This is a genomic window from Sporosarcina koreensis (genome assembly GCF_001531445.1).
In the GTDB taxonomy this organism is placed as follows: Bacteria; Bacillota; Bacilli; order Bacillales_A; family Planococcaceae; genus Sporosarcina; species Sporosarcina koreensis_C.
Map to the genome: position 1 here is coordinate 1 of NZ_LQYA01000004.1, position 24,337 is coordinate 24,337.

Consider the following 24,337-nt stretch of genomic DNA (forward strand, 5'->3'; position numbering starts at 1 on the left):
TTTGGACGCAGGATGACCTGCTTTGGACGCGGAACGACTCGCTTTGGACGCAGGATGACCTGCTTTGGACGCGGAACGACTCGCTTTGGACGCAGGATGACCTGCTTTGGACGCGGAACGACTCGCTTTGGACGCAGGATGACCTGCTTTGGACGCAGAACGACTCGCTTTGGACGCAGGATGACCTGCTTTGGACGCGGAACGACTCGCTTTGGACGCAGGATGACCTGCTTTGGACGTGATACTTCAAAATAAAAAAGGCAAAGGAAATAAACTCCTTCACCTGCTAACACAACCTATTTAAACCATCCCTTTTCCTTGAAACGGGAAATCGCTTCAATCCGATTGCCGACCTCCAGCTTTTCAAGAATGACGGATATATAATTCCGAACCGTTCCCGGCGTCAAAAAGAGCTCACCTGCGATTTCCTTCGTCGTCTTCCCTTCTGCTACAAGTCCTAGCACTTGGCTTTCGCGGTCGGTCAGTGGATTTTCGGAGTCGTCCTCGTACGCGATATCGACGAGCTCGGGTGCGTAAATCCGGCGTCCTTCCTGGATCGCATGGATGGAATTGACAAGCTCCTCGATTGGACTGTCTTTCAATAAATAACCGCGGACCTTGGCCTTTCGCGCGCGCTCAAAATAGCCCGCCCGTGCAAACGTCGTCAAGATGATGATTTTACAGTCCATGCCGATGAGTTCCTCCGCCGCATCCAAACCGGTCATGACCGGCATTTCGATATCCATGATGCAAATGTCGGGCTTATGCTCCTTCACAAGGCGGACCGCTTCCTCCCCGTTCCGCGCCATCCCGACGACTTCCATATCGTCTTCCATATTCAAAAGGGAGCCCAGCGCGCCTAACATCATTCCTTGGTCCTCTGCAATGACGATTCGAATCATGCCTTCCCCTCCTCCAATTGATGTGTAATGACGATCGGCATTCGGATCGTCAATGTCGTTCCATGCTCTTCTTCGATTTCGAGTGTACCGTTCACAAATTCAAGCCGTTCCCGCATGCCCTTCAATCCCGTGCCAACTGATTTTATCGTTTTCATACCTTTGCCGTTATCATGGACGACGATCGACACTTCATCTTCCGTCTGCTTGATTAGGACATTGCAAACCGTTGCCCCGCTATGCTTCACCACATTCGTCACCGCCTCTTTCAGGCACATGCCGAGGACGTTTTCAAAGTTGGATGGGATGTTGGTCACGGCAGGATCCCCTTCAATCCGTAATTCGATTTCCGCAGCCGCAAGAATCTGACGGATGCGCATCACTTCGTCCACAAGCCTTGTCGCACGCATATCCGCCACAAGCTCTCGCACTTCCTTCAATGCAGTGCTTGCCGTTTGACGGATATCGACCAATTCTCTCTCCGCCTCTTCCGGATTTTTCGAAATCAATCTTCGGGCCAAGTCGCTCTTCAAACCGATCATCGATAATTTCTGCCCGAGCGTGTCATGCAGATCCCGTGCGATCCTCTCGCGTTCCTCCAACAACATCAATTCAGAAATGCGCTCTTTCGCATCCTCCAGCTGGTCTTCAAGTTTCTCACGCTTGCTCCTGTTGTAAAGATTGAAAGGCAGAAGGATGACGCCGATCACCGTAATGAGGATGAAATGGACTTGCGACAGAAAGAGGTTGATTTCCAAGAAAAAGCCCGTGACAATCGCGCCAACCGTGAAAAAGATATGTAGGCCATACATGATGAAGAACCCAACTGTCGATCGTATATTGCCGATGAAAAACGCAGTAAAAATCGACAGGTACACATAGCCGAACAGAAGTGTCATGACAATATTGATCACGATTTCGAAACTGATCCACATATAGACGAGGCCACTTTTTGATTTGAATGAAAAGAAATAAGAGATGAAGAAAAGTACCAATAATCCAGTGCCGACCGAAATGTCGACCGCCGACCATGACCGGAAGATGAAAAAGAACGGCAATAGGCAAAAAACGGCCCATGCATAAATACTGAGCCATGGGTTTTTAGGGAAAATACTGTACCATTTTTGCATCCAGTTCACCGTCCTATTTCTTCCATTGTACCAAAAACATGCAGCCGCCTCATCGAAAGGCGGCTGCATTTGTTCATTTACTGTCAAAGCTTGTTCGTTTCGGTTTCAATTCATTCAGATCAATGCTTGGCTTGGCACGTTTGACTGCGTTCTTCACTTCTTTGAATGTGATGAACCGCTTGTTTTCCGGATCGTATAGTTTGTAACGAAGCGATTCCAAGCTTGTTTTAATATTGATTGTCGTCGCCATTTGAAGCGGAGGAGTTGATTCATGCGCCATTTCCAAGTTGTAATTTGGCACACGCGGCGCCAAATGATGGACGTGGTGGAAGCCGATGTTGCCAGTCGCCCATTGAAGGACTTTTGGCAATTTGTAATACGAGCTGCCTTCAACTGCCGCTTTCACATAATCCCACTCGGATTCCTCTTCGAAATAGGAATCCTCGAATGTGTGCTGAATGTAGAAAAGCCAGATGCCTAGCGCTGCAGCGACAAACATGATTGAGCCTTGCACGATGAGGAAGGCTTGCCAGCCGACGAGCCACACCATGAACGCATAGAGCGCTACGAGGAGGACGTTCGTCAAATATGTGTTATTGCGTTCTTTCCGACGTGCATCTTTCCGGTTGATCCTGCCCGTAATAAGCACCAAATATAAGGGTCCGAGGCCGAACATAACAATAGGATTCCGATAGCAGCGATACATGAGTCGTTGCCATTTCGATGCTTCCATATATTCCTCAACGGTCATGACCCAAATATCGCCGACGCCCCGCTTATCCAAGTTGGAGCTTGTCGCGTGATGGATTGCATGCTCGCGTTTCCATTTTTCATATGGGAACAACGTGAGGATCCCAGTAATCGTACCGACAATGTCATTCGCTTTTTTATTCTTGAAAAATGAACCATGCGTGCAATCATGGAAGATGATGAATGTCCGGACGACAAAGCCCGCTGTAATGACTGCAATGCCGATCGTCAGCCAAACGGACACCGACAAACTCTGATACGCCAAAAACCAGAGAAGAAATATGGGTGGAACCGTATTGATCAGTTGGATAACACTCTTTTTTAAATCCGATTTGGCATAGGGTGCAACATTTTTGTGCAACTGCTTCGTTTTTTCCTTGCTCATTGTGAACGCCTCCTCGTGAATTTTATGATCTCGTTATTATCTATACTAAACGGGAAGCGGGTTTCGCAGAATAGATGAACGTCATAACTTTGCATATGATAAGTGTCATTTATTGTGAAGTTATTCACAAGGAGGGAGTGCTCGGAAAAGTTTCGCACGAGTTTTAATGGGTTTTGCTCAAGTTTGGGGGGAGTTATGCTCACTTCGGTACTTTTGACCTCTAAGAAATAACGTATAAGCGTTCAGTGGATGCCCGTAAAAATGAAAAACAGACACCTTATAAGAGGTGCCTGCATCTTTCATCCGTTCGCTTCGACGGCTGATTTCATATTGCGTTGGCTGATTTTGGAATGGCTCGCATGCCATACCGCTTCGCCGTCCTTCAGTAAGAAGAGCTGCGGACTTTCATGCTGAATGCCCAATTCGCTTTCCACTTCATTCGACAGTTTACGGCTTCTTTGGACGATCAAAACGTATTTTGGAATTTCCGTTTCGAACTTGGCAAACGCCCGATAACCCGCGGCGCTAATCGGGCATGTCGAGCTATGCTTCATCAGGAAGACCGGCTCTCTTTTCGATTGATTCCGTATTTCTTCCCATTCTTCTATAGATCGGATCTCTTTCATTAGATATTCTCTCCTTTCCGTTTTTGAATGGCGATTATCCATACTATTAGCGGTCTCAAACGGTTGCTCTACTGACTTCCATACCCCTTTGAGAGCGGTCAAATCTTTCCGATGGGCAAATATAAGCAAACCTACGACTAGGATGGCGACAACCGATTGCGCCCACTCGTTCGTCAATCCAAACAGGAAAAGCGGCGACAATGCCATCGCGCTTAACCCAGCGGCCGTGAAGTTTTTAAGAAATGGATAGAGGACGAGGAACATAATTACAAAACAGGCAACTACGAGCGAGTTGAACGCAAGCATTCCGCCAATGAACGTCGATACCCCCTGCCCGCCGCGGAACTTATGGACGACCGGATAAATATGGCCTGCCATGACGGCAAGGACACACAATAGTTGCAGCCAGTCGTCCATCCCCAACCATTTGGCAATCAATACGACGGCGGCTCCCTTTACTGCGTCTCCAATGAACGTCAAGACAAAAGCGGTCTTGCCGAGCACCCTTCCCGCATTGCGCGCGCCCGGGTTTCCACTCCCCGCATTGCGAATATCTCGGCGATATAAAAACTTTCCGATGACCGTTGCCATCAGCAAATTCCCGACCAAATAGCCGCTAATAAGCAATAGAGCGATTTTCATTGCCCATCCACTTCCCTTTCCACTTCACTATATGCAACGCCCTGTCTTTTCCTGTACAATATGTCGCAGAAGAGAGGATGATCTAGTTGAAGGAATCACCAATTCGCCCTTTTGTGGCCATTAGTTTATGTATTTTATTCGGCTTCGCCTTTGCCTTTATTGTAACAGCGATTCTTAACGGAATGATCACCGGTTTTGACCGATCGATCATCGATGCCGTTCAAGGTTTGGAAGCTCCGTGGCTGACGACAATCATGCACACTTTTTCATTCATTGGCTCCACGAAAGTCGTCATGCTTCTTATCATCGCAGTGACCGCACTTCTATTGTGGAAATTCCACGTCAGAAGCCAAGCCTATTTCTTTTTCTTCGCAATGATCGGGACAGGCATATTGAATCAAACCTTGAAATTCATCTTCAAACGGGCACGTCCTGAATTCCACAGGCTTGCCGAAGTGGGTGGCTACAGCTTCCCGAGCGGTCACACGATGATGGGTTTCAGCCTGTACGCGCTTTTCGCATATTTGCTTTGGCGCCATATCAAGTCAACGGCAGGAAGAGTCGCCTTGGTACTCTTTGCGATTTTCATGTTCGGCATGATTGCAGTTAGCCGTATCTACCTTGGCGTCCATTATCCGAGCGATATTCTCGGTGGCATGGTCGCAAGCGCATTCTGGCTCCTCTTTACGATTTTGCTGTTCGACCAATTCCAAAAGCGGAAGAAACGCGGCCTCGTCCAAGACTGACGAGGCGCTTTTCATTCGGCGAATTTAGCGGCTTCCTCATCGGATAAAATGCGCGGTTCGAAGTTCCCGAGCTCCATAAATTCGATACGCCCATCCACGGAAATTTTGAAAATATATGGATCGCTCGTTTTTTCGATTGATTGGACGGTCGATTGCATTTTTTTGTAATAGATGTTTACATGCTGTTCCGCCCAAAACGGCACATCTCCTTCCGGCACGACAATCTCCTTCTCCTTCCGCTCTTCCAACCATTGCCGCTTAGCTTCCGGTTCCATGCTGAAATAAATCTTCTGCAAGTAATCAATTACTTCACCAAATCCGATGATCAACAATCCGTATAAGAAATGTGTCGCAATAATTCCCAGAAAGGCGAATAATGCTGCGCCCGTAATCCCGCTTGTATACTGCATTTCTCCCCATTCATTCATATACTGATCACCCATTTGCGCCATCATCGACAAAGAGAAGATCCCTTGGATAATCCCCCATCCAATCACGACAACTCCGGCGATCTTAATGATATATCCGATGAAACTCTGTTTCGTAAATAAGTTGTTCAATGTGACCACTCTCCCATTTATATTTTTGCATAACTTGTGTACGATTAAGTGACTTGGATAGTTTCATAATGAGGAGGAGAGACAATGGTTCCATTTACAGAACGGGTTGTGCGGATTATCCTGGACATTCCTGCCGGCCGGGTGATGACTTATGGACAAGTGGCAAGCGCTGCGGGTAATTCGCGCGGTGCTAGGCAAGTTGCTCGAATTCTCCATTCGATGAGCGCCAAGTACGAGTTGCCTTGGCATCGGATCATCAACGCGCAAGGCGGCATCTCAACTCCTTCCGATCGGGAAGAAAAAGGCGGTTTGCAGCGGGAGTTGCTGGAGGCAGAAGGTGTGGAGTTCATGGAGAATGGGAAAGTGGATCTTCAAATCTATCGGTGGTTTCCTGAAGAGGAATTTGAATAACACATTTCAAATCGCCTTCGGTTCGCGGCTCACTATACGTTGGACAGACAAGACCCGTTCTATTTTGAATGTGCGTTTTTCATGTCGCAGATGGCAATAAGCCGAGAATGAATCCATGCCGACTGCAAGGATACGGACACGCCTTTTCGTTAGTGTCCCATCCGCTCGCATATAGATCATTTCCGCCAATTCATGGCGCTGACATATTTTGAGTAAAGCTTGTCGCATCGCTTCCACCCCCCCATTAAGAACATTTGTTCCTATTATATGCGAACAAGTCGAAAAAAACAACTTGAAAGGAGGTGTGTAGTATGTGGAAAGCATTTAAGGAATTTGCGTTCAAAGGCAACGTCCTCGACCTTGCAATCGCCGTCGTTATCGGAGCAGCATTCGGCAAAATTGTATCATCGCTAGTCGATAACATCATTATGCCGCTCGTCGTTGCGATTACCGGAAAAGTTGACGTATCCAAGCTAGAGGTGACAATCGGGGCGACTCCCCTCAAATATGGTCTTTTTTTACAATCCATTATTGATTTCATCATCATCGCCTTCTCGATTTTCCTATTCGTCCGTCTACTCATGAAGTTCAAACGGAAAGAAGAGCCCGCGAAGGAAGAAGAGCCTGCGCTTGATGCAAAAGAAGAATTATTGAAGGAAATCCGAGATTTATTAAAGGAAAAACAATGACATAAGAAAATGCCGGTCTATCTATAAGCCGGCATTTTCTTATTAATCTGCGCCTGCACCGCCACCGCCGCCATCTCCTCCGCCTCCGCCGCTGTAGCCGCCGGAATCATAAGAGCCCCCTCCCCTAGAAGAGCTGCTCTTGTCGACGGACATCGGACCCCAAGTGGAATAGGTGAAATAAAGCGGATCCACTTGCAACGCGAAAAGGGGTGCGAGTGAAGAGGTTTCTGGCAATACCCGTTTCAACCTCGGAAGTCTTTTCTTTGATTTATTCAATAAATAAGCACGAGCCATCCAACGGTCTGCTTCTTCCAGGTGAAGAAAATCGGGTATTCCCCGCCTCACACGGTTTCTGAATTTCGTAATGCTCATCTTTGTATAAAGAGCGGTAAATGAGCTTGGCATTGCTTTCGGAATCGCGAAAAACAGAATTGCCCCACAGACGATTGCGGAAAGGACAGCATTCGTTACTTCCGTAGCAACGGGTTGAGCGCCTGCAGAAAACATCCCGATAAAGAACAGGATTGCTGGCCATTTCTTTTCAGGGTTTGTAATGTAAAAGTAATACATGATGACAGCTACAATAGCAGGAAATGCAATTCCCCAGCCACCTGCACCATCCGCGTAAAATCCGTACATGGTCATTATCGTGAGCAGTAGAAAGATTGCTGCTTTCACTACTTTTGGCATCTTCGTGGAAAGTGCCCCCGCCTCATCCATAAGACTAAGCACATCGTTATGCCAAGCTTCGTGGTTTTCATGGAATTGCCGCTGCTTGCGCAGATGGATCCGATTCTTTTTATCTCCATGCACGGAAGCCCCCGCCATGTCATGCAAATGGAATTTCCGATGACCGACCCTCCCTTTGAATAACCATGTCACCAAATATTGCTCGTGAGGCAGTAAATTTTGTTTTGATTTTTTCAATTGTTCATTTGATTGGGGCAAGCGGAAAACTAATGTTTTTTCAGGGGCGCCTTTCTTCCCTTGGAAACGTGCTGCCGAATCCGTCAGTTCCACCTTAATGACCCCTTTATCAACGAGCGAAAACAAGCCCGACAGAAAGCTTTTTCGATTGAATCGGCCATTTTGATCGACAAAAGCCAAATACGTCGGATCAGTCTGCAAGACGAGATCAATGCTGCCGAACAAGGAGAATACCCGTTGCCTCAGTAAAATAAGCAAGCCGGTCAGTGTAATGAAGAAAACGCTGAGACCATTCGCCGCTTTTTCCACTGCGGGAATTTTCGCCCATCTAGATTCATTTCTATCGATGCGCTGCTGTTCCTGCCGGATTGCTTCTTCGAACGAGACGGGCTCCGTTATTTTTTGCTGCTCGGTCATAATTATGGAAGGGAACAGCACGCGGGTCTCCGTCACTGTATGTGCGGCCGACTTGGGCGTATGAAACGAAATGCCGTCGCGATAAACCTTCCGCACCTGCCCTGCCCGGTCGTGCAGAAACCCATGGATTTGGCCCTCGCCGGCGTCGCCGGGCAATGCGTAGGTGATCTCGACATTATTCAAGTGCTCGTCGTGATTGTCGCCTCCTTCAAAATAAGTAACGGACAAATCACTGTATGTATCGTATGACGTCACCGCGTTCTGCATCGTGTAGACGTAAAGGACGGATACGATTTCATCCCCCGCCCGAATGGCTGCCCGGTACGTGCCGCCTTCGCGGGTCACCGGCGCTTTCGTCAAAGCGGACTCCTCGATTTCCCCGACGATAGGATCCAGTCCATCGAGTAGATACGCCTCGAACTGTTGGACCTGCCCAATATGCTTCTCCGGAAACGATCGCATCAACTGCGAAAACGAGCCATCCAACGTATACGTGAACACCTCATTCACCAACATATCACCGTTCGGCTGCACCCACCCCTTGATCTGCACCCGGTCAATTGCGTACGACTTCGCATGGGCAGTGGCTGGTGAAAGGATGAATAATACCATTATGAATATGACCATTTTTCGCACAGGCGGCACCTCCTTTACATGACATACGACGGACGTCGAGCAAGGGTTTCAAAAGTATAATAAAACGGGCTGTTTGGCATGTTTACCAACAATAAATTAGTTGTTATCTATCATAGAAATAATTATCTATTGAATCTCTGGAGTTATCTATTGAATCCTTGAACTTATCACCAAATCATGACCTTTCACCTACAAATTGCTGTTTTCTTTAGTAATCGTTCTACATCCTTCAAGCCCGCCATATAAAACCTGCCTCTTTTTTCTCCAAAAGAAGGTATATCCAAGTGTTTTAATAGACAATTTGCTTTTTGATGGCTATCCAATCGCAAGAAATATCTGCAGTCTTTATTCGTTATTCGATTATTAATTAATATGAAATAGTCCAGTAGTGACTCCAAGTGTGCATGCTGATCGACATGACCACAAAACTGGCATCTCCATCCTTTATGAATGGATTGCATACCAAATGAGCCGCAATGATTGCAGCGGACTCCCGTGATTAACTCTGAAGGTGAAATGTTATAGCTAGATGAGAAAGGAAAAGGGTTATAATCGTGGTGGCTCTCCACCAAAGCTGCAGCAATGCTGTTCAGCTCATTTTCATCGAAAGTTGGGGATTGTTCTCCGATGTTTCGTAGAAAAATTGGAATTTCAAGGGGAAAAGAACTGTTAGATTATGACGCAGATTTTCGAAATGCTGTTGCGGTCTTGGAAAAACTACTGCTTTATGAATGGGAATTGCTACATTTTGTGCATTAAGCCAATCTTTCAATAATAGCTGATTTCGCTCAAGTTGGATGGAGGGACATTCAAATGAGTCGACTTGTCCATTATCAAGAGTTCGAGTAATTTGATTCTGATTGGCCGGAAAACTAATACGGCCCGCTATATTCTTCATTTCCAAAATGACCGCTCCTTGCTTACATAGAAAAAGCGTATCAATTTGAAAGTAACCAGTGGATTTTAAATGAAGATCGTGAAATATATAATGTTCAAATGGAACCATATATTTTTGAAATATCTCTCCTAATATCCTCTCTCCATTCTCACCAGCTCGTGTTGACCGTAATGCACTTTCAATGATTGGAAACCTTGAATGTTGGTCTGGCAACCTTTGCAATAACCTCTCCAAAGCAATCCGCTTAAATGAATTCGTTTTTTCTTAATTATCAATATAAACCACCTCCTCGAATGATTGTAGCACGTCAATTATTCTTTTTTCATAAGATTTTCCTCCTTTCAATAGAGCGGCATTAAATTTATCTATTGAAATGGATAAGTTATCTATCGAATACCGGTTTTTATCTATTGAATAGAGAAAGTTATCTATTGAATCTGCACATTTATCTATTGAATATCAAAAACTATCACCGGATCATGACTTTATAACTACTCGAGCGCCATCAAAAACCGATGCACGCCCGAATTCCAACATCCTTGTGTCTGCCGTTGCCACCTTTCAAAACTGATGCTACAATGGAATGTAGGATTTACGATAAAAAGGAGTGAAGTCTTCATGTGGTTCCTATACATCATGTACGCGCTGTTCGCTTTTATCATCCTTGGTACAACATTTGGTCTTGTCAGCACATTCAACAATCATAAGTGATTGTTGAAGTGCTTTTTTTGTGGAATCGCGTCACAATGACAGCAAATAGAAAAGGTGTCCCGCACCCGAAGAGCTGGGGACACCTTTTTCTTATGTTTGTGGAGGTAAGACCGATGGTGGAGTTAGATTGTCTTTACCTTTTGCGTTCGTCTCCATGCTGTCATTCGGTTCCAATGCAAATCCAGTTCCCATTCCAGCAAATGCGGCAAACATTGCTGTTAGTAAAATAATGGTGATCTTCCGTTTCATAATTCCTTCTCTCCCTTGTCATAATGATACAAACTATACACTCCCGCTTTTTCGTAATCACCGATGGAGCGGTAATAGTTTGCCAACCTCCATGCGATACTTCTTGCTTCCCCTATATAATCATGTTTCTTCAGAAAAGGAAATGCTATTTGTTCACAATAGTTTAAAAGTTCCTGTTGGGAAATTTTAGTCTTTCTAAAGTAATCCAACTGCACCTTTAAATACGGGTCTTTTTTCCTTCCCGCTAATACTTCCAATTCATCAAGAAGAGAATCGATCTCTTTATTTTCCTCAACCGCTGTTTGCAATAAATGAATGAGGACTGCTTGATATAAATCGGCACCCGGTTCCAAAAGCGCCTTCAATTCTTTCAACATATCATATGCCGAGCTATGAAGCTCCCTTCTATTTTGCAACATGGAATAGTTATAGAGTGCCCCCTGATACAACTGTTCCATCTGCATCATCCTGGCATTTCGAAGGATAGTTTTGAACAAACCATCCGCCTGCAGGATGAAATCTCGGTTTGTATAGTTAATGGCCAACAGAAGCTGTGCATGAAGAAGACGGATGTAATTAGAGTCTTTCCGGAAATGGTCGACAGCCATTTCTGCATAGTAAGTCGACTTGCTATATTGTGCTCTGTTATGAAGCAAATAGGCTCTTTGATAAAACAGTTCCCCCTCGAACATATGGGGAATCCGTTCACGGAATTCCTCTATCCTTTCCAAGCGATTTTCCGCTTCTGTAAAATTTTGCAAGAAGATATCGTAAATAAGATAAATGACTTTCGATACGCCTTTTTCATATTCCGTGAAGGATGTCTCCATTCGTTTCAAGATGGAAACTTGTTGTGTCGCGCGAGGCGTGTCCTGTTTGAATAAAAAATAACGCAATTTGTAGAGCTCATATCGATTCACCAAGTCCGTCGATTGCAAATAGTCTTCATGCGCGGAAAGTTCTTTGTATCCCTCTTCCATCGCTTTCAAGTCATAGTAGACCGAATGCATGATGAATGTTTCCAACTTCTCTTTCCAGCCTTCGTATATATCCACTTCACGCTCCCATTCAATGCCCATCCGTTTGAACAGTTCATTGATTGTTTCGTTATGGGGAATGTATTTATTCGACTCGATTTTACTTAAATGGGAGATGGAGCATACGCCTTTACAAAGCTCGGCCTGTGTCAAATTGTTTCTCATTCTGTAGTATTTTAGGATGGATCCGATATTCATCATTAGCACCCCCTTAATAATTTCTTACTATTCGAACATATCACGTTATATACATGAATACATGAGAAAACAGTCCCAGGGGAGTAAGGGACTGTTTTCAGCCTAATGTATGGGATTTTCATTAGGAGGCTATGTTGATTTTCTTTCAAAAAGCATTTTTCTAGTATTGCTAACTTTACTGTATCAGATATGTTCACTATAGGAAATTGGGAAAAATACGATAGGAATCGACAGCTTTCGCGACTGTGGTCTCTATCTATCCACCCCTAAGAAGGTGTTTGTTTAAATCCAAAGAACTAGAAAACACCGGCCATTGATGCGGCCGGTGTTGGGCAAATTGTGGAATCCCTATTTGATTATACCTACCAATCAGGCAGTAACATCGCGTTTTACGAATGTTGTAAAGCTGATTACGAGGAAGACTATGATATAAACGGCCAATACGGCGAGCGAAAAAGGCATTGTTAAGTCAGGAACTAGCATCATGCCCGTCTCAAATTGGGTTAAGTCCATATGTGTAAATAATAAGTATTTCGCGATTTCATACCTTGAAAGAATGGCACTAATCGTAGAGCCTGTAAAATAGATGAACAGTGATAGTCCAATTGCGAGCGAACTGGAGCGGAAAACACTGCCGATTGCGAACGCGAATGTCGCTGTGATGAATACGTTACCGAATGAAAGAAGCAACATATATAGACTTTTGCTCCAAACCGACCAACTTGATATACTTTCGCCTGCACCCGATTTGAATAATAGAAGTGCCAGCAAGACATATACGGCATAACCGATCACCATAAGGAACATACCAAACACATTCACTGTGAGGAATTTGGACAAAAGAATTTTCCACCGCTTCACTGGACGTGTCAGCAACATTTTAATCGTTCCCTGCGAAAACTCGGATGCGACAATACCCGCCGCAACGATAACTGTCAGCAATAAAACCGTCCCACCAACCGATGATGGATCCTGAATCATCCCTGCTCTTGTGAAATTGCCCCCCATATCCTGCTGAATACTTATCCATTTCATCAAGCCCATCATGCCGGCAGTAATAATAATGAGAATGCCTGTCATAACCCACGTCCCTTTTTTATGCCACAATTTCATCCATTCATTTTGCATAAGCTTCAGCAATCTGGCCACCTCCAGTCATCTCTAAGAACTCATCTTCCAATGTCTTGCGATGCGGCTGAACCGCAAATACTTGCAGCCCTTCGGCAATGAACGACTCGACCAGCCCTGGAATTTGGTGCTGCTCCGCATTCACGAGTAAGCCGTCTTTAAACGCTTCCACCGTGAATCCTCCATCCATTAGCATTTGTTTCGCCTTCTCGGCAGGTGTCGCTTCAATATAATAGAACGATTCCCGCGCATCGGACATTTCACGAATATCAATGAGTTTACCGTTTTGGATAATAGCAATACGGTCGCACATCTGCTCAATTTCGGAAAGCATATGACTCGAAACGAAGACGGACACACCTTCCGCTTCGGCAATTTTACGCAAATATTGCCGGAATTCGCGGATTCCCGCTGGATCCAACCCATTCGTCGGTTCATCCAAAATCAAGAACTTCGGACTATGCAAGAGTGCTTGCGCAAGTCCAAGTCGTTGGCGCATCCCGAGTGAATAGGTCCCCACTTTTTCATGAATGCGATTTTGCATGCCGACTTGGCGGACGACTTCATCGATCCGCTCCTTCGTCACGCCTTTATGCATGCGCGCAAAATGAATCAAATTCTTATACCCCGACATGAATTTATACATTTCCGGATTTTCAACGATGACGCCTACTTTCGAAAGCCCCTCCTCGAAATCATCACGGAGCGATACGCCATCGATAACGATGTCGCCGCCCGTCTGTTTCATGAGCCCGACCATCATCCGGATCGTCGTCGTTTTCCCTGCCCCATTCGGACCGAGGAAGCCCGTGATCTGTCCCGGATACAACGACAAATTCAAATTGTCAATGATCTTCTTGCTGCGAATCGTTTTGGATAAATTCTTCAATTCCACTACCGGTTTCATTTTCCCAACTCCCTTTCTTTCTGATCTTTGAATAGTGATACCATCCAGCTTGTTGCATCCATCCCATAGAAATCCCGGATCTCGTCAACCGATTCATGGGCAATGACGACTCCTCCTCGCATGACGATAATGTCATCCAAAAGGGGCTCGACTTCCCTGATTTCATGCGTCGACATGATGACGGTCTGACGCTCCGAGTCTGTATATCGAATAAGTCCTTTCGCGATATCATCCCGCACCATCGGGTCCAGCCCTGAAAACGGTTCGTCCAGTAAATAGATATCGGCTTCCCGCGCAAGTGTTACCGCGATTTTCACACGTCCCCGGTTTCCTTTCGACAAGCTTTTTATCTTCGAATGTAATGAAACATTCAGGAACTGCAAGATTTCCTTTGCTTTAACTACGTCAAAATCCTCGAATTGCGAAACGTAAAAGTCAACAAGTTGCTGAACGGTGAAGTACGTGTAGAAATCATCCGTATCAGACATATACGCTACCCGGGCGGCAATCCGCCGTGTAATCAGCTGTCCATCAAACGTCGCGCTCCCTGTGTTCGGCGTCAATAGTCCTGCCATCAGCTTCAATAACGTCGATTTGCCGCTTCCGTTTTCACCGACAAGCCCGATCACTTTTCCCCTTGGAATCAATAGCGTCACATCATTCAACGCCCTTTTACTCCCATATTTCTTCCCGACTTGTTTCAACTCAATCAATTTCGCCACCCCGTTCCTGCAAACACTGTACAATTTCGTCGGTCGTAAATCCGAATGCTGCCACACTTTGAAGGAATGTCGTCACAAGCTGCTCCTTCATTTCATTGCGAAGCGCTATGATCTTTTCCTGATCCTCTGTCACGAACGATCCCTGCCCCCTTCTCGTCTCGGTGATCTCCATCTGTTCCAACTCCTTGTAGACGCGCTGCATCGTGTTCGCATTCACGCCGACTTCTACCGCGTACTCACGAACGGACGGCAACTTTTCTCCTGTCGCAAGCGTGCCCCGCATAATATCCCCTAATATCCGGTCGATGAGCTGCTGGTAAATCGGCTTATCCGGTAAGAAATCAATGCTCATCGTCAGTACCTCACTTTCTTTTCAAGCAGGACTGCCCCGCCTGCGAATAATACGATTGAAACGATGATATATATAAAAGTACTCGCAGGGAGTTCCAACGTCTCCCATACTGCAATTAGAATTCCCCATGTTATTGCTGCGAAAGAGATGGGAATCAGTGAAATTATCGAGGCCAGCCAACCAAGCCTGATTTCTAAAATCTTATAGATCACCCAAATCAGCAGGCCGGCAGAAATGAAGAAAAAAGTATTTACTAGCATCTTTAGCAATGGTGTAAGTCCAGGAATTCCATCTGCAAAACCACCGATGAAATAGGCACCTACCCCTATTCCGCTCCAAATGATGAAACCTCCCAAAACAAATAGAATCGACGTGAATGCCTTGACGCCTAAAAGTTTCACAATCGAAAAGGGCGAGTGAAGCCAGACATCCAGCTGCTTCGTATCCGTATGAAGGCTGTGGAGGAAAAACGACGTTGCCATAAATATAAGCATCATCGAAAACATTTGAGTGAGATCAATTCCGTCCACAATACCGCCAACCGCCATAGGTGCAAAACTTGATACGGCAATCACGACAAAGACCACGATAAACGTCACCAGTGAGTACTTCATGAGCACCCACTCTTTTCTCAATAAACCATTCCAGCTCGTCATAGCCTCACCCGCTTCTCAAACAAGGCGATTGCCAAATAGAACAAGCCGACAGTAAAGAGAATGGCAACTATGATCTCTCCTGCGTACAAAACCGTATTCGTGACGGTGAAATTATCATATTGGAGATCAATCACCGGGTTCTTAAGAGACATCAAATCGAAACTGCCAACCTGTATGAATTTCTCGTAAAAATCGGAACCCGTAACCTCTCCGTAAATCCTTACTGAAATGATGAATAAAATCAATGTAACAACAAAGGAAAACCCTTTAAGAAAAGGCTTCAACAACTGGTCGATGACGATAAAGAAAAATCCGTACACCATGAACTGTATGGAAGCGAGAAAAACGGCGCTGATCAGCAAACTTCCATAAAATAATAACTCATTGAAAATGGCTTCCGGTTGAGGTGTAATCGCATATCTGATTGCAACGACAAGTACCGTAACGAGCAAATATGCCAAGCCCATTCCGGCTGACATCACCATTTTGACCGCGACAAGCTTCACTGTAGAAGCCGTAGAATGAAACCATAAATCTGGCCGTTTCATGTCCTTGTTGAACATCATGGAGAACGCAATGACAGGAACCAATATGCATGCACCCGCCGCTACGAAACCGATAACCAGTGTCAATTCAAATACGGGAACTTCCCCTACTGCAAGCAATCCCGCAAAATACGGCAATATAAATAATCCCGCCAATAGCAGGAAGATCAGCACGATGATCTGCCCTCTCCACTGGACCCATTCCTTCTGCAATAAACCATTCCACTGTTTCACCCGTCTACCTCCTTCTGTATCGGTGTATTAGTTATATAGTACACTATGATATGCAGAAGTGTAAAGGAATTTGTGTAAGTCGTCTGAAATGATTCGTAAGTCCCTTTTTGGTGATAAGATTTCTTATTCAATAGATAACTCCTGCTATTCAATAGATAACACTTCTGATTCAATAGATAACTTCCACTATTCAATAGATAAGTTTCCATATTCAATAGATAAAGAGCTCCCTCTAGTTTGCCAAGATTATTCCATTGCCCGTACTTATCATATAACTCGTTACCCATAAGATAACCTTATACTTATCGTTTCATATCCCGTCATAGCTTCTCCTTTCCAACTCATCTACACTAGAGATAACAATAGAAAAGGGGCGAATGATTATGACTCAATTTCTCACCGGCATCGACCATATCCAAATCGCGGCACCTCCTCACTCAGAGGAACAGGCACGTGAATTTTATGGCGAGCTTCTTGGAATGAAGGAAATTCCAAAGCCGGAGAACTTGCAAGCGCGTGGTGGCTGCTGGTTCCAATGCGGGGCGCAGGAGGTCCATATCGGTGTCCAGGCCGATTTCACGCCCGCCAAAAAAGCGCACCCCGGCTTTACCGTACGTGCGCTTGAACAATTGAAATCCCGATTGAAAGCTGCTAGATATGAAATTTCAGAAGAACCGCCGATTGCAGGACGGGCCCGTTTCTTCACTCACGACCCATTCGGCAATCGGATCGAGTTTTTGGAATTTGATTAAGACACAATAATATCCTTCTCCTGCTGGTCCAGCCGACTCAATTCTTCCATTGCTTCATCTCGTTTCCGCCGCAACTGATCCTGTACGCGGCGGACGTCGTGGAGTACGGTGTTCAACTTGCTCTTCGCGTCCGTAATCCGCGAATGAACCGCCCAGTCGGAGAAGATGTTATCGAAGAAAATATCCGTAAATGTAAAAAAGTCATTATGATTCACATTGAATGATTCCGTTGCCGCATTTTGGACATCCATCAATTCTGTCTCATAATGGCGAAGAGCCCGTTGTGCGCGGTGAACTAGATCGTCCGAGCTGTTCATTTCCGAATACTTCATTGCAGAAACGATGAGCCCGCCGCCTAAAAACGTGTCCCACATCGAAAGCCCTTCCGCATTGCCAAGTTTGTCGAGTGCAGCGTCCAGCGTTCGTTTCGCTTTATCCCCCGCTTCATACGCCTCGTCGATTTCCCTCACTAACGACCGGACACGCACCCGGTCATCGGCAATTTTCTGTAGCGTCCCATTTGCCGCCGTATCATTTTGCCGGATCCACGCCTCTTTCTCCTTCAAAAAGTCCGCCCAATCCTCTTCGATGTAGATAAATTCTTCCCGATTCATCCCAGTGCGCAGCCGCCCGACTTCGGCTGCCAAGTCTGTCACCGTCTTTTCGGCTTCATTGTATTTCAGCTCAGCTTCTGCGACTTCATTGATTTCCTTTTCCATCTGCTCATCCCATTTGCCCGTCCACTCTTTGATTTTATTCGCAAATGAAAACTTGCCTAACTTCACGACATCCTGCTGCTCCTTCGACAGCTGCCGGTGAAGACGGTCACGCAATTGGACCGCCTCCTTGTATTGGCTCTCCGCTCCATCGAGCCTGCGCTTCACTCGATTTCGCTCATTCCGGAGCATCGTCAGCTCCATTTGCCGTTCATGAATATCCGCTCTCATCGCGCTCACCCCTTTCCTTTTATACGGAAAAAGCAGTTAGAAGTTTCAACAAAATAAGCTGATGGCTTAACGCGGTAAGACTTTACCTGCAAGTAAGCTGATTCTCGCGCCTAATGCCTTTGACATACTAAAGACGAACTGTGGATGTGGCAGGCCAAAAGCCCCGAGATGAGCATAACCGCCAACGCCCTTCGGCAAGCCCCATAGTTCAACCCCTTAATCTGTCAAAAGCATTTATCGCGAACGGCAAATCCATGTATGAAAAGATCTCCGCGATTCGATTTTCATTTCCCCATGCAAAAAGCCGCCCTTGCCAGGCGGCTTTCCTTCAATGCTTGATTTCCCTGCGCAGCTTCCGGTGATTCCGGCGAGCAGGGCCTGTTTCAAATAACCGTTTTTCCGCTTCGGTTTCCGGGTAGACGCCCGGGACCGGTGTCGGTTTGTTGTTTTCATCCATCGCGACCATCGTCAGGAATGATTCCGTCGTCAGCTTTTTTTCGCCTGTCAACAGATCCATCGAATGCACCGAGACGAACACTTCCATCGACGTGCGGCCCGTCGAACTGACGACCGCTTCGAGTTCGAGTACATCCCCGACCTTCGCGGACGATAGGAAGTCGACCGAATCGATGGAGGCTGTGACGGCAGCCGCCTTGTTCGAATGCTTCATCGCCGTAATGGCAGCAATTTCATCTATGTACGCCAGGACCTTCCCACCAAAAATCGTCTGCATGTGGTTCGTGTCCGGCGGCAATACAAGCTTTGAAATAATTGTGCGTGATTGACTCATCGGTCGTTGCTCCATTGTTCCATCTCCCTTTCCATACTCTTTGCCAGTATACCCACTCTCCAATTGGTTCTACAAGCCTAATCGAATATCGTAAGGGAATTGGATTTATGAATGAAAAGAGCAGAAATTCTCCATATTTCCATGATTCTTATATGAGTGCTGCCAATTCGGAAAATACGCGCTTCATTTCTTGCTGAAGTCTCCATTGATTGACACCAAGAAAACGGCAATGTACCGCATTTCCCGAAAGCCTTGTTATGCCTGCACGCAATCCGTCCCCGACCTTCATCGCTTCTTGGATTGCCCGCAGATCGATTTCATCCGCTTTCTCTGAAACGAGCCAAATGGAGCCGACATACAATGCCTCTTCAAGTAAACCAAGTCCATTGAGATGCAGATTCTCAGGGACGAAATGTAGGCTGTCGAAAGCGAGCAGCTCCCCTTCGACATAAATCTTCATCATTGATTTCAATGAAGAGAAATCGAATACCTCCCCGCGCATTTCCCTGCCTGGAGCGATGATTTCACCCCACAGAAAGGTGGCGCTTTTTTCCAGACGGATCGTCGTTTCCATCTGGAACTTAGAATCGGCGAATGGGATGATCACTTCCGGCATCCAATCAAGTCGCGCCTTTTCCGCAACTTCCACATCGATCGACTGCACGCAAGTTTCACCTGTATGCGACTTGTACACCTTCAATGCCGATTGCTGGATGATACGCGCCTTGCTTCCCGGCAACAGGCGGATTGAAATGTCATTGCGGTCGCCCGCCACCATGCCGCCCGACGACTCCATCACATACACCGTCGCCGTGGGGTCATTGCCTTCGTAGAGCTCGCGGCTCGCCTTCAAAGGAGGCTGCTGGAACACATGCGGCATCCGGGTAAAGCCTCTTCTCGGCTCAAACACCATATCCAGCACACCGTTATGGTGTCTACGTGCCACTTTACTCGCCAGCACTTGTCGTTCCCGCGCCTTCCAGCAACATATTCCGTTTGATCCAATTGACGATCTGGTCGACATTTTTACGTGTCCGGACATCCGCAAGGACGTAAGGACGGCCGCCTCTCATCTTCTTCACGTCGCTCTCGTACACTTCAAGATCGACGCCGACATGCGGTGCAAGGTCTGTTTTATTGACCAGCAAAAGATCGGATCTTGTCAAAGCTGGACCGCCTTTTCTCGGAATATCCTGTCCTTCCGCAACGTCGATCACGTAAATATACCCGTCCACAAGCTCAGGGCTGAATGTCGCCGAGAGGTTATCGCCGCCGCTTTCGACAAAAACGATGTCAAGGTCCTTGAAACGTTCCTTAAACTCATCGATTGCCGCAAAGTTCATAGAAGCATCTTCACGGATTGCCGTATGCGGACATCCGCCAGTCTCTACCCCGATGATCCTATTTTCATCCAACACTCCGTGATTCATTAGGAATTGGGCATCCTCACGTGTATATATATCATTCGTAATAACTGCAACATTATAGTCTTCATGCATTGCGCGAGTCAACGCGTCGACGAGCGATGTCTTGCCCGATCCGACCGGACCCCCGATGCCAATACGTACTGGTTTCATATATAGAAACGCCTCCTGTCATGAAATAAATAATCTTGAGAATAAATACTCGTGCTTCATTGACGCAAGCTCGACGCCTAGCGCATTGTTGCTAATGTCCACTTCCGTCAAACCGGCAACAATTCCAGCAGCCACAACGACCTCTTCCGCCAGCTGATGCATCGCCTGCACACCTGCATTTTGCCCGAACGGCACTGCACGCACGGCGTTCTGGACAAGCCCGTTCACCGAAGAAAATAAATAAGAAAGGACTGAATAATGCGCATCGATATCATTGACAGCGCAATAAATACCGTACAGAATCGCATAATGCCCTTTGATTTCATTCGCGTTGATCCGGTTTTTCCACTCGTCGAAAAAAGCATCCTCGACGAGCGGGGAAATTGTCCGGATGAACTGCCTGCCTAAATTCACGCTCGCATCTCGGGATTCCTTCGCGAGTTTAATGGCGCCGCAAAGGTTTTCCAAATGAAGCAGCCGATTGGGATCACGATTTTCCGCTGCCTTATGCGCTTCCTGAATGAGAATCGCATCGCCATACACGAGATTCTGATGTAGAAAGGTTGAACAGAAAGCAATCAACTCATCCTTCGTTCGGATTGCATCCTCCTGGATATATGTCTCCATCCCGTATGATTGCGTATACGTGCCGATTGGGAATGCCGAATCGTGGATTTGAAGCAACCTCAGAAACTGTATATCAGTGGGAATGGCCGCGGTATTTGAAAGGTTGTTTGAATCTGCGTTCAGTTGTTTCATAGTCCACACCCACCTCATCCAATAATGGTGCCAATGTGTGATCCGCACGAACTACAATTTCATCTTTTTCGATTAATGCAGGAGTATGGCGATTGCCAAGCTCGAATGCGGTCTTGCCCATTTCGACCATATCTTTCGGACGGATGACGATGACCGGTTCCATTTTCGTTCGGATCACGATGCATCGCTCGTCGTCTTCGAACAATAAATCACCGTATTGCAACGGCTCTTCCTGATCGATGCGCAATGCGACATCCGTTCCTTCTGTCGTCTCTGTCCGCAAAATCCGCTTGCTTAATTCTTCCCATTCCAGTTCGACCCATTCGATGCGCTTCCCTGGAATTTCTTCTGTATCACCGATATTGCCTATGATTTTTTCAATTAGCATCTTGCATTCTCCTTCTCTGCAAAGACTATGGTTTTATTAGAATAACTTTCAGACTCCGGGTACTAGGCACCCTTCGCTTTAGAATAAAAAGTACCTTTGTGCCATCGGTAGAACGTCGACCGGTTCGCACGTTGCTAGTTCGCCGTCAATCTTCACTTCGTATGACTCCGGATCGACATCGATGACCGGCATTTCACTATTATGTTTCATATCAGCCTTCGACACGTTGCGGCAATTTTGCACCGTTCCGATCATCTTCTTCAGCCCGAGCTGTTCCGGAAGTCCTTCTTCCACAGCAATTTTCGGCAGGAAAGTCATCGCGGCATTCTGAGGGCCTTGTCCATGATAGCCGTACATCCGGCGGCCCATCAACGGCTGTGGCGTCGGAATCGAAGCGTTCGGGTCGCCCGTCATCGCGTACACGGCAATTCCGCCTTTAATAACAACTTGTGCTTTCACGCCAAAAAATGCCGGATCCCATAAAACGATATCCGCTAATTTCCCGTCCTCAATCGAACCGACTTCGTGCGAAATCCCTTGGGCGATTGCAGGGTTAATCGTATATTTTGAGATATAACGCTTGACCCGGTAATTGTCATGGCCCTTTCCTTCATCCTGCGGGAGCGGACCGCGCTGCTTCTTCATCTTATCCGCAGTCTGCCACGTCCGGATCGCCACTTCTCCAACCCGGCCCATCGCCTGGGAGTCTGATGACATAATGCTCAAGATTCCAAGGTCCTGCATAATATCCTCAGCAGCAATCGTCTCTGGACGGATACGTGAATCCGCGAAAGCAACGTCTTCCGCCACATCGCGCTTCAAATGGTGACACACCATGAGCATGTCCATATGCTCATCGATCGTATTCACCGTGAACGGTTTCGTCGGGTTCGTCGACGCAGGCAATACATTCGGCAATGATGCCATCTTCAACTGGTCCGGCGCATGGCCCCCGCCCGCTCCTTCCGTATGGAACACGTGGATGACACGTCCATTGATCGCATTGATCGTATCTTCGACGAATCCAGCCTCATTCAACGTATCGGAGTGCAAGGCGATCTGCACGTCATATTCATCCGCAATCGTCAAGCTTTGGTCCAATGCGGACGGAGTCGCCCCCCAGTCCTCATGGATTTTCATACCGATTGCACCCGCCCGGATCTGCTCAACGAGAGGCGCCGGGAAAGCAGAGCTTCCTTTACCGAATATACCGATATTCAACGGAATATCTTCAATTTGCTGAAGCATCCGATGCAAATGCCATTTCCCTGGCGTCACCGTCGTCGCAGTGGAACCTGCCGCTGGGCCTGTTCCGCCGCCGATGAATGTCGTCGTACCGGCATTTAGTGCCACGTCCACCTGCTGTGGGCTGATAAGGTGGATATGCGTGTCAATCGCACCCGCTGTCGCAATCAAACCTTCACCCGCATATACTTCCGTACCGACACCGATGATCATCCCTTGATCGACGCCGTCCATCGTATTCGGATTCCCCGCCTTGCCGATGCCGGCGATTCTTCCGTTCTTGATTCCGATATCCGCCTTCACGATCCCTGTGTGATCAATGATTGTCGCATTCGTAATAACCGTATCCAACACGCCGTCTTCGGAAGTCTTTTCACCGTTCTGGCCCATCGAAACGCGAAGGGATTTCCCGCCGCCAAAAATGCCCTCATCTCCATATGTCGTGTAATCCTTTTCAATTTCAATCCATAAATCAGTATCCGCCAAACGGACCTTGTCGCCCACAGTCGGGCCGAACATCCTTGCATATTGTTCGTGAGTAATTTTCACTTAACTGTCAGCTCCTTTAAATCCGCCATCCGACGCCTTCTCGACAATTTCGTCTTTTTTATGAGTGGAACCTTCCGTCAATTGATTCAAACCGAACACATGGCGCCTTCCGCCAAACTCGACAAGTTCCACTTCCTTCTCCTCGCCCGGCTCAAAACGCACCGCTGTCCCGGAAGGAATATTCAAATGCATCCCGACCGCCTGCTCACGATCGAATTCAAGAAATTTATTCACTTCAATGAAATGGAAATGAGACCCGACTTGAATCGGACGGTCGCCTGTATTCGCAACCGTCACTGTCTTCGTATCACGTCCCACATTGATTTCAATCCATCCTTCAGCCGGTTTGATCTCTCCTGGTTTCAAACGAAAAACCCCCTCTATTATTGAATTGGGTGATGAACTGTGACCAGTTTGGTCCCGTCCGGAAACGTGCACTCGATTTGCACATCTTTCACCATATCGCCGACACCTTCCATCACATCGTCCACCGTCAGCACTTTCTTCCCTTCACTCATCAGCTGCCCGACAGATTTTCCGTCACGCGCACCTTCCATAATGAAATGACAAAGAAGAGCAACAGCCTCAGGGTAATTCAACTTTACCCCGCGAGCCTTCCGTTTCAACGCAAGCTCACCTGCCACATGCAACATTAATTTTTCCTGTTCAACTGGTGATAACTTCAATGAAAAACACCCCCGACATTTAATCAGACATTTTAGACAACTATAGACAGTATTCTACTCCGTCTACTAATTCTATTCAATTTTTTCGATTTTCTAGTGATGCAAGAACATGCAATTATGGGCAGACGCCCGATAGATTGGGACCTGGCGCGATGCAGGTCGAAAGAGGGAATTGAGGGATTACAACTA

General features: G+C 46.7%; 30 protein-coding genes. 5 read left to right on the forward strand and 25 right to left on the reverse strand.

Features of this window, described 5'->3' with window-relative positions; genetic code table 11:
• Positions 1–242, forward strand: a 242-nt coding sequence (locus AWV70_RS23680; protein WP_201024295.1) for a hypothetical protein, incomplete at its 5' end; no start/stop codon positions are given.
• Between the two features lie 54 nt (positions 243–296).
• On the opposite strand, the gene AWV70_RS01160 is transcribed toward AWV70_RS23680, so the two are convergent.
• From AWV70_RS01160 to ytxJ, 4 genes are all read right to left on the reverse strand, one after another.
• Positions 297–902 (reverse strand): response regulator transcription factor, encoded by a 606-nt coding sequence (locus AWV70_RS01160; RefSeq protein WP_060203519.1) that lies wholly within the window; start codon positions 900–902, stop codon positions 297–299.
• Positions 899–2,029, reverse strand: coding sequence for a sensor histidine kinase (locus tag AWV70_RS01165; RefSeq protein ID WP_060203520.1), 1,131 nt, complete (start codon positions 2,027–2,029; stop codon positions 899–901). The genes AWV70_RS01160 and AWV70_RS01165 overlap by 4 nt, the downstream gene beginning before the upstream one ends.
• Before the next feature lie 73 nt (positions 2,030–2,102).
• Entirely contained in the window at positions 2,103–3,164 is a 1,062-nt protein-coding gene (locus AWV70_RS01170; RefSeq protein ID WP_060203522.1) for a fatty acid desaturase, read from the reverse strand.
• A 299-nt stretch (positions 3,165–3,463) separates the two neighbouring features.
• Complete coding sequence (gene ytxJ, locus AWV70_RS01175) at positions 3,464–4,432, reverse strand: bacillithiol system redox-active protein YtxJ (protein WP_060203524.1); 969 nt, start codon at positions 4,430–4,432, stop codon at positions 3,464–3,466.
• A gap of 86 nt (positions 4,433–4,518) precedes the next feature.
• Between ytxJ and AWV70_RS01180 the strand changes: the two genes are divergently transcribed.
• Positions 4,519–5,178 carry a phosphatase PAP2 family protein gene (locus AWV70_RS01180; protein WP_060203526.1) on the forward strand — a complete coding sequence of 220 codons (660 nt, stop codon included), beginning with the start codon at positions 4,519–4,521 and terminating at the stop codon, positions 5,176–5,178.
• An 11-nt stretch (positions 5,179–5,189) separates the two neighbouring features.
• On the opposite strand, the gene AWV70_RS01185 is transcribed toward AWV70_RS01180, so the two are convergent.
• Positions 5,190–5,738, reverse strand: a complete 549-nt coding sequence (locus AWV70_RS01185; RefSeq protein WP_060203528.1) for a hypothetical protein — start codon at positions 5,736–5,738, stop codon at positions 5,190–5,192.
• Between the two features lie 84 nt (positions 5,739–5,822).
• Between AWV70_RS01185 and AWV70_RS01190 the strand changes: the two genes are divergently transcribed.
• On the forward strand, positions 5,823–6,149 hold the full coding sequence (locus AWV70_RS01190) for an MGMT family protein (RefSeq protein WP_060203530.1): 327 nt from the start codon (positions 5,823–5,825) through the stop codon (positions 6,147–6,149).
• Positions 6,150–6,155: 6 nt separating this feature from the next.
• Here the strand turns inward: AWV70_RS01190 and AWV70_RS01195 are convergent, their stop codons facing one another.
• Positions 6,156–6,377 carry a hypothetical protein gene (locus AWV70_RS01195; protein WP_060203531.1) on the reverse strand — a complete coding sequence of 74 codons (222 nt, stop codon included), beginning with the start codon at positions 6,375–6,377 and terminating at the stop codon, positions 6,156–6,158.
• A gap of 83 nt (positions 6,378–6,460) precedes the next feature.
• Between AWV70_RS01195 and mscL the strand changes: the two genes are divergently transcribed.
• Complete coding sequence (gene mscL, locus AWV70_RS01200) at positions 6,461–6,838, forward strand: large conductance mechanosensitive channel protein MscL (RefSeq protein ID WP_060203533.1); 378 nt, start codon at positions 6,461–6,463, stop codon at positions 6,836–6,838.
• A 42-nt stretch (positions 6,839–6,880) separates the two neighbouring features.
• Here the strand turns inward: mscL and AWV70_RS01205 are convergent, their stop codons facing one another.
• The 10 genes from AWV70_RS01205 to AWV70_RS01245 form a co-directional block, all read right to left on the reverse strand.
• On the reverse strand, positions 6,881–8,809 hold the full coding sequence (locus AWV70_RS01205; RefSeq protein WP_235588511.1) for a DUF2207 domain-containing protein: 1,929 nt from the start codon (positions 8,807–8,809) through the stop codon (positions 6,881–6,883).
• A 598-nt stretch (positions 8,810–9,407) separates the two neighbouring features.
• Complete coding sequence (locus AWV70_RS01210; RefSeq protein ID WP_160327612.1) at positions 9,408–9,950, reverse strand: nuclease-related domain-containing protein; 543 nt, start codon at positions 9,948–9,950, stop codon at positions 9,408–9,410.
• A 567-nt stretch (positions 9,951–10,517) separates the two neighbouring features.
• Entirely contained in the window at positions 10,518–10,676 is a 159-nt protein-coding gene (locus AWV70_RS23685; RefSeq protein ID WP_160327613.1) for a hypothetical protein, read from the reverse strand.
• The gene (locus tag AWV70_RS01215; protein ID WP_153009873.1) at positions 10,673–11,914 is read right to left on the reverse strand and encodes a helix-turn-helix transcriptional regulator; all 1,242 of its coding nucleotides are present in this window, start codon (positions 11,912–11,914) and stop codon (positions 10,673–10,675) included. The genes AWV70_RS23685 and AWV70_RS01215 overlap by 4 nt, the downstream gene beginning before the upstream one ends.
• A 366-nt stretch (positions 11,915–12,280) precedes the next feature.
• Complete coding sequence (locus AWV70_RS01220) at positions 12,281–13,051, reverse strand: ABC transporter permease (RefSeq protein ID WP_060203542.1); 771 nt, start codon at positions 13,049–13,051, stop codon at positions 12,281–12,283.
• Positions 13,029–13,946 (reverse strand): ABC transporter ATP-binding protein, encoded by a 918-nt coding sequence (locus AWV70_RS01225; RefSeq protein WP_060203544.1) that lies wholly within the window; start codon positions 13,944–13,946, stop codon positions 13,029–13,031. The genes AWV70_RS01220 and AWV70_RS01225 overlap by 23 nt, the downstream gene beginning before the upstream one ends.
• A complete protein-coding gene (locus AWV70_RS01230; protein WP_060203545.1) occupies positions 13,943–14,659 on the reverse strand; it encodes an ABC transporter ATP-binding protein in 717 nt (238 codons plus the stop codon). Before AWV70_RS01230 ends, AWV70_RS01225 begins: the two co-directional genes overlap by 4 nt.
• On the reverse strand, positions 14,652–15,020 hold the full coding sequence (locus AWV70_RS01235) for a GntR family transcriptional regulator (protein WP_060203547.1): 369 nt from the start codon (positions 15,018–15,020) through the stop codon (positions 14,652–14,654). The genes AWV70_RS01230 and AWV70_RS01235 overlap by 8 nt, the downstream gene beginning before the upstream one ends.
• A 2-nt stretch (positions 15,021–15,022) precedes the next feature.
• Positions 15,023–15,676 carry a hypothetical protein gene (locus AWV70_RS01240; protein ID WP_060203549.1) on the reverse strand — a complete coding sequence of 218 codons (654 nt, stop codon included), beginning with the start codon at positions 15,674–15,676 and terminating at the stop codon, positions 15,023–15,025.
• The gene (locus tag AWV70_RS01245) at positions 15,673–16,455 is read right to left on the reverse strand and encodes a hypothetical protein (protein ID WP_060203552.1); all 783 of its coding nucleotides are present in this window, start codon (positions 16,453–16,455) and stop codon (positions 15,673–15,675) included. Before AWV70_RS01245 ends, AWV70_RS01240 begins: the two co-directional genes overlap by 4 nt.
• 383 nt (positions 16,456–16,838) lie before the next feature.
• Here AWV70_RS01245 and AWV70_RS01255 point away from each other — a divergent pair, with 383 nt between their 5' ends.
• Positions 16,839–17,207, forward strand: a complete 369-nt coding sequence (locus AWV70_RS01255; RefSeq protein WP_060203555.1) for a VOC family protein — start codon at positions 16,839–16,841, stop codon at positions 17,205–17,207.
• Here AWV70_RS01255 and AWV70_RS01260 read toward each other — a convergent pair.
• From AWV70_RS01260 to ureA, 9 genes are all read right to left on the reverse strand, one after another.
• On the reverse strand, positions 17,204–18,154 hold the full coding sequence (locus tag AWV70_RS01260; RefSeq protein ID WP_060203557.1) for a hypothetical protein: 951 nt from the start codon (positions 18,152–18,154) through the stop codon (positions 17,204–17,206). The genes AWV70_RS01255 and AWV70_RS01260 overlap by 4 nt on opposite strands.
• Before the next feature lie 328 nt (positions 18,155–18,482).
• Entirely contained in the window at positions 18,483–18,959 is a 477-nt protein-coding gene (locus tag AWV70_RS01265) for an acyl-CoA thioesterase (protein WP_060203559.1), read from the reverse strand.
• Positions 18,960–19,092: 133 nt separating this feature from the next.
• The gene (locus AWV70_RS01270; protein ID WP_235588505.1) at positions 19,093–19,905 is read right to left on the reverse strand and encodes an urease accessory protein UreD; all 813 of its coding nucleotides are present in this window, start codon (positions 19,903–19,905) and stop codon (positions 19,093–19,095) included.
• A complete protein-coding gene (gene ureG / locus AWV70_RS01275) occupies positions 19,892–20,521 on the reverse strand; it encodes an urease accessory protein UreG (RefSeq protein WP_060203564.1) in 630 nt (209 codons plus the stop codon). The genes AWV70_RS01270 and ureG overlap by 14 nt, the downstream gene beginning before the upstream one ends.
• Before the next feature lie 18 nt (positions 20,522–20,539).
• Positions 20,540–21,280, reverse strand: coding sequence for an urease accessory protein UreF (locus AWV70_RS01280; protein ID WP_235588506.1), 741 nt, complete (start codon positions 21,278–21,280; stop codon positions 20,540–20,542).
• Positions 21,222–21,668, reverse strand: coding sequence for an urease accessory protein UreE (locus tag AWV70_RS01285; RefSeq protein ID WP_060203566.1), 447 nt, complete (start codon positions 21,666–21,668; stop codon positions 21,222–21,224). Before AWV70_RS01285 ends, AWV70_RS01280 begins: the two co-directional genes overlap by 59 nt.
• 78 nt (positions 21,669–21,746) lie before the next feature.
• The gene (ureC, locus tag AWV70_RS01290) at positions 21,747–23,462 is read right to left on the reverse strand and encodes an urease subunit alpha (protein WP_060203568.1); all 1,716 of its coding nucleotides are present in this window, start codon (positions 23,460–23,462) and stop codon (positions 21,747–21,749) included.
• A complete protein-coding gene (gene ureB / locus AWV70_RS01295) occupies positions 23,463–23,828 on the reverse strand; it encodes an urease subunit beta (protein ID WP_060203569.1) in 366 nt (121 codons plus the stop codon).
• A 17-nt stretch (positions 23,829–23,845) separates the two neighbouring features.
• A complete protein-coding gene (gene ureA, locus AWV70_RS01300; RefSeq protein ID WP_060203571.1) occupies positions 23,846–24,148 on the reverse strand; it encodes an urease subunit gamma in 303 nt (100 codons plus the stop codon).
• Positions 24,149–24,337 lie beyond the last annotated feature (189 nt).